The sequence below is a fragment of the Mesorhizobium sp. M7A.F.Ca.CA.001.08.2.1 genome (genome assembly GCF_003998455.1).
GTDB classification, from domain to species: Bacteria; Pseudomonadota; Alphaproteobacteria; order Rhizobiales; family Rhizobiaceae; genus Mesorhizobium; species Mesorhizobium ciceri.
In genome coordinates, this window is the sequence record NZ_RZPW01001457.1 from 1 (window position 1) to 485 (window position 485).

At 64.3% G+C, this 485-nt stretch carries 1 protein-coding gene; it reads left to right on the forward strand.

Annotated features, from left to right (window positions below):
• A partial coding sequence (locus EN914_RS37955; RefSeq protein WP_127389802.1) for a PDZ domain-containing protein occupies positions 1 to 485 on the forward strand: 485 nt, incomplete at both ends.

The following is a 485-nucleotide window of genomic DNA, read 5'->3' on the forward strand; positions in this document are numbered from 1 at the left end:
CCTCCGACATCGCTGAGTCGCTTGGTCTGAAGTCCAACAACGGCGCACTGGTTTCCAGTGCCCAGGACGATGGTCCCGGCAAGAAGGCGGGCATCACGGCCGGTGACGTGATCACCCAGGTCAACGGCAAGGACGTCGCTTCGCCGAAGGAACTGGCACGGCTGATCGGCGCCTACTCGCCTGGCAAGTCGGTTGACGTCACCGTGTGGCGCGACGGCAAGAGCCAGACGGTCAAGGTCGATCTCGGCAAACTGCCCTCGAGCGACAAGCAGGCCTCTGTCGACCAGTCGCAGCCTGCCGCTCCGGCAAAGCCCGACACGCTGGCCGATCTCGGCCTGACCGTCACCAAGTCCGAAAACGGCAAGGGGCTGGTGGTGACCGACGTCGATCCCGACAGCGATGCTGCCGATCGCGGCATCCAGCCGGGCGACGTCATCACATCGGTCAATTCGACCGAAGTGAACGGCACCGACGACGTCACCAAG